The following is a 5,577-nucleotide window of genomic DNA, read 5'->3' as shown; positions in this document are numbered from 1 at the left end:
GTGGGGTTGTTGTTGGCGTAGGCGTAGCCGTGCATCTGCTGGGGGTCGGCCGGGTCCATGATGGGGTCGACGGAGATGAACCGTCCGAGTGTGGGGTCGTAGTGGCGTGCGCCGATGTGGGTGAGGCTGTTGGGGTCTTGTGTGCCGCCGACGAAGCCTTTGTCGTCGGGCCAGGCGGTGGGTGGGGTGCCGCGGGTGTCGCCGAAGGGGAGGGTGCGGCGGCGGGTGAGGTCGTGGGTGGTGGGGTCGATGCTGATCTGGTTGGTGCCGTGGTGGTCGGGGATGAGCCAGGTGAGGCCGGTGACGGTGCGGACGGCGATGGTGGCGCCGGCGTGTTGGTAGTGGCGGGTGCCGTCGATCTGGCCGTTGCTGGTGGTGCGGCGGAGTTCGGTGTGGCCGAGGTAGAGGGTGGTGCCGGTGGTGTCGCGGCGGATGAGCCGGTTCCCTGAGGTGTCGTAGATGTTGGTGGTGTCCAGGCCGGGTTCGGTGGTGGTGGCGAGGCGGCCTTCCGCGTCCCAGGTGAGGGTCTGGGTGACACCGTCGACGGTGCGGGTTTGGGTGTGCCCGCCGGTGGTGTACGCGTACGTGTCGGTGCCGGTGGTTTCGCCGGTGTGGTCGACGGCGGTGACGGCGTGGGGTTGGGGGCTGCCCGGGGTGGGGTAGGTGGAGGTGGCGGTCGTCGACCCGGTAGCGGACCAGGTGGTCGCGGTAAGTCGGTTCCCGGTGGTGTCGTAGGTGAAGGCCTGCCGGTAGGGGTCGGCGCCGGTGCGTTGCGGGGTGGTGCAGGTGGGGGTGGTTTCGGTCCAGGCCTGGGTGAGGCGGCGGAGGTGGTCGTAGGTGAAGCATTCGGCCTGGTCTGCGACGCCCGCGGTGGTGCCGGCCATCGAGGTGACGTTGCCGGCGGGGTCGTAGCTGTAGCTGGTGGTGGCGGCGTCGTCCCACGTGTCGGGGGTGGTGGGGTGTTCGGTGTCGACCTGCGAGGCGGCGAGACGGCGGGTCGCCGTCTCGACCGGTGAGGACACCCGGATACGGGTGCCGCCGGTGCCGAGGACGCGCTGGGCGATGCTGCCGTCGTAGTGGTAGCTGGTCGCGGAGACGAATGTGTCGGTGCCGGTGGTGAGGGTGGTGGGCAGGCCGGACGCGGTGTGGTAGCCGTACGTGAGGGTTTCGGCGGGCAGGCCGCCGATCGCGGGCAGGCTGGTGGTCGCCGGGGCGCCGTTGTCGTGGTACGTGTGGCTGGTGGTGTAGGTGCCGGCCAGCCCGGTCTCAGCGGCCGGGATGGTGACGGTGGCGCCGAGGGGCCGGTAGCCGTCGTCATAGCCGGTGACCGCCGTCGTGTACGCGTCGCCGCCGACGTGGCGGGTCGACGAGGTCGGCAGGCCGAGCTCAAGGGTGTCGTACGTCCACGACGCCCGCAGTGCGCCGGTGGAGGTGTCGTCGCGCAGCTCGGTACGGCGGCCAAGGTTGTCGTAGCCGTACCAGAGGGTTTCGCCGCGGCCGTCGGTAGTGGTGACCAGCTGGCCGGCGTTGTCGTAGGTGCTGGTGGAGGTGCCGGCGTCGGGGTCGACGGTGCCGGTACGCCGGCCGAGCAGGTCGTAGGTGTAGGTCCACTGGTTACCGGCCGGGTCGGTGACCGTGGTCAGCTCGTCACGCGGGTTGTAGCCGTAGCTGGTCTCCTCGTAGGCGCCGGTCGGGGACGAGCCGGTGTGTTGGCGTAGCGCGGTCTGCCGGCCCTGGGCGTCGATGATCGACGTTGTCGGGGTGCCTCCGGTGGGTGGGTCGACGGTGACCCGGTCACCGTCGTAGCCGGTCACCGTCTCCCACTGCAGGGTGTTCGCCGACCACAGCTGGGTGCGGGTGGGCCGGCCGGCGCCGTCGTACACGGTGCGGGTCTGCGACTCGATGGCGGTGTCGGCGAAGGTGACCAGGGTGCCGGTCGGCCCGGACGCGTCGTTGTAGAACGTGGACGTCTTGACCGTCTGGCCGCGGACGTCGTACTGGGTGTCGCTGATGGTGCGTTTGCCGTCCGGGGCGGTGACCTGTGTCTGCCGGGGGCGCAGCAGCCCGTCGTAGATGTCGTAGCTGTCGATCTGGTTGCCGTTCGGTCCCAGGGCGCGGGTCCGGATGTGGCTGGGAGCGGTCTTGGTGATCGTGTACGCGTACTCGAGGTCGGGTGTCGCCGACGTGGGCCGGCCCGGAGCCCACACCGTGGTCAGCCGGCCGAGTGGGTCGTACACGCCGGTGGAGACTTTGTCGTTGATGTCGCTGACCTCGGTCGGCAGGCCACGACGCGGGTCGAGGGTGGTGGTGGCGTCGTGACCGAGCGGGTTGGTGGCCGTGACGGCCGTCGTCGGCGCGCCGGACGCCGGGGTGTAGGCGGTGGTCGTGGTCCGGTTGAGGGCGTCGGTGACGGTCAACGGCCGCCCGTGGGCGTCGTAGGTGGTGGTGCCGGTGGTGAGGTAGGTCGGGGTAGTGCCGTCGTGGGACCGCGCTGTCTCGACCTTGGTGACCAGGCCGCGGGTCGGCGCGGTGGTGTGGCTGGTGGCGCCGTCGCGGTAGAAGCGGGTGTCGGACAGCAGATCGTCCGGGTAGGACGGGGTGCTGCCGCACGGCGTCGCGACGGTCTCCACCCGCGACGCGGTGTCGATCAGCCACGGGGCGCCGGTGTTGCGGGCGTACGTGTACCGGGTGCACACGTCGTCGGCGAGGGTGGACACGTCACCCCGGTCGTCGGAGGAGATCAGGGTGCCGTAGGTGGTGTCCCAGGTGTCGACGGTCCGGGTGTGCCGCCACGTGCCGTCGTGTTCCAGCCACGTGTACCCGATCGTGGTGACGACCCGGGAGATCACCGACTGCCAGGTGGCCGGCTGGGCGTGGACCGGATCCTCCACACGGCTCGAGGTGGCGTAGCCGGCCACCTGCTGGATCGTCCGGTTCAGCTGCTGCCCGCCCGGCGCGGCGTAGTCGATCCGCTCGTACAGGAAACCGGCCCGCCACCAGTCGTCGCCGTGCACCGCGCCGTCTGTGCCGGTCAACGTCACGCTCCGGGTGCCGGGACCGGCGTCGGTGCGGTCCCGGTGCATCCCCCGGAAATACAGGTACCGGGACTGCGTCTGATGCCCGCTCCCGGTGCCGGTGGTCACCGTCACCGTCGGCCAGCCACGGAAATCCGACCACGTCCGCAACGGCAACGACCGCGACCACACGTCCGCGTCGTTGTGATGCCACAACACCGTCGACGTCGCCCCCGCCGTCGAATACGCGTAGCTGTGCGTCACCGCCGGTGAACCACCGACCAGGTCCCGCTCCACCACCTGCGTCACCCGGTACTTGTTCCACCACGACCACCCCGCCGGCGACCCGTCCGGCTTGTAGTACTGCGGGAAACACCGCTTCGAGTTGTGATCCGGATCCGCCTGCGACGACACCGTGCAGTCCGAACCCTGATAGGTGATCTCGATCCGCCCACCCGACTCGGTGTTGATCTCGGTGACCCGGTACTTGTTCGTCACCGGCACCGCCGCCGACACGTTGTGATCCGTCCGGTTCGCGTACCGGGTCCCGCCGAACGTCACCGCCGGCAACGCCACCTGCCCACCGGCCAGACCCGTCCGCTGAATGCCCGACAGCCACAACGACGGCGGATTCAACGCGCTCGACTCGTTCGTCGACGGGAAGCTGTGACTCAGGTCCCACCGGTCCACGTCCTCGTAGACGCCACCGACCCGCACCTGCGTCGTCACCGACGTCAACCGCTTCCCGGTGAAGTACGACGGCCCGATGTTGTTGTTACACGGTGCCGCGTCGCACTGCAGATCCCACGGCGTGTCCGGCCAGTTCGCCGTGTTCGGCGAACTCCCGCTCCAACACGACGACAGACACCGGTCACCCACCGCGAACAACACCCGCATCGGCGGGTTCACCGTGTCCGCCTCACCACCGGCCACCGTGCCGTACTCCACCCGCCGCAGCACACTCCCCCGGTCGTACTGCACCTGATACGTGCCCGTCCCGGTGATCCCCGCCCGGCTCAACTCCCGGTCGTACCAGTACGACATCGAGTTCCCGTGAACATCCACCACATAATCCAGATTCCACCGGTACGCCATGAAACACCGCGAATAGTAGAAACCGTCCGAGCGGTAACACGGCTCCCCCGTGTGGTTCGCGAAAACACCCTGCCCCATCACCGAGTTCGTCTCACGATCCCCCGCGTTCCACCCCGGCAACCGCTGCCGACCGAAGTAGAACTGCGTACCGTCCGTCGTGGTCAACCGCCACGCCTCACCGTTGTGCGTGTAACCATGCCGGCCGGTCAACAACTCGATCCGGGAACCGTCATCGTTGGCCAGCCGCCACTTCCCGTCCCCGTCACCCAGCACGATCTCCGTCGACTGCCCCCGCCACACCAGCTTCGCGTTCGGCTCCCGCCAACACGGATCCGGCGTCGCGTTCGTGTAATGCGCCGGAAACCCCTCAAGATCATCACTACACGTCCGGTACGACCGCTCGATGAACCCCGGATGGAAATCCCAACCCTCACCGATCCACGACGGCTGCGAATTCTCCCCGTTCGTCCGACCATCCACCGCCGACGACGAATACCCGAACGACACCTCCGGCTCCAACCCACCCGGCGACGGCGGCACCTCCAACGGATACGACCACGAGAACCCACCCCCCGACCGGCCCGCCTGCCACGACGCCGACTGCCCCAACGACGTCCGCTTGAACGACCCCGTCTCCCCGTCACCCGCCGCCAGCAACCCCACCACCACACCACCACCAGAAACAGCGGCCGCCCGACCCGCCCCCACCCCCGCCGCCCCAGCGGACAACTCCACATCCGCCCCGATCCGCCCCACCAACGGATCATTCCGCGAACCCAACCCCACCGGCCCGGCACACTCCGGATCCGACGTCTCCACCAACGCACACTCCGACAACCCCACCAACCGCAACCGCGACGCCCACGCCGCACCGAACGCCCCCGCGAACCCCGAATAGTCCAACTCCAACCGCACCCCACCACCGGCCACCGACTCACCCTCAACCGCCACCCGCACCACCAACGCCACCCCCGCCGCCGACGCCTCAACCGGATCCACCACCTCCACCCGCACCCGGTCCGGCACCTCCGACGCATCCGCCCAATCAGCCCGCACCCGCCCCGACAACACGTCACCCACCGGCTCCGGAGCCGACAACACCACCGGCAGACCACCCACATCCACCGCCGCCGACCCGGACGACAGATCCGCCACCACCGACGCCGCCCGCGGCCACACCGGAGACTCCGGCGCGAAGTCCGCCACCGACGCCTCGTCGTCCACCCCCGCCGGCACATGCTCCGCCACCGGCACCGACCGCTGGCCCACGTCTGGCTCCGCCGCCGTCCCCACCGGCGCCGCCACCGCCTGCGGAGCCGCCAACGCCGACGCCACCACCACGACCGCCGTCACCCCAGCGACCCGGCGACGCACACCCGACAACCAGAACCGGTTGACCCGACGACCCGACATCAGCGCCACTCCCCAGAATCAAGACAACAGACTGCCAGCAACGTGGTGGACACAC

1 protein-coding gene is annotated in these 5,577 nt (G+C 69.5%); it reads right to left on the bottom strand.

Annotated features, from left to right (window positions below; genetic code table 11):
- Nucleotides 1-5,522 (bottom strand): RHS repeat-associated core domain-containing protein (locus ACFHWT_RS30965; protein WP_416598192.1); only part of this gene is annotated, 5,522 nt, incomplete at its 3' end.
- Nucleotides 5,523-5,577: the final 55 nt, after the last annotated feature.

Origin of the sequence: Micromonospora sp. LOL_021 (genome assembly GCF_048060215.1) — a bacterium.
In the GTDB taxonomy this organism is placed as follows: domain Bacteria; phylum Actinomycetota; class Actinomycetes; order Mycobacteriales; family Micromonosporaceae; genus Micromonospora_E.
Note: the sequence above shows the minus strand (reverse complement) of the source record. Positions and strands in the feature narration are given on the sequence as shown.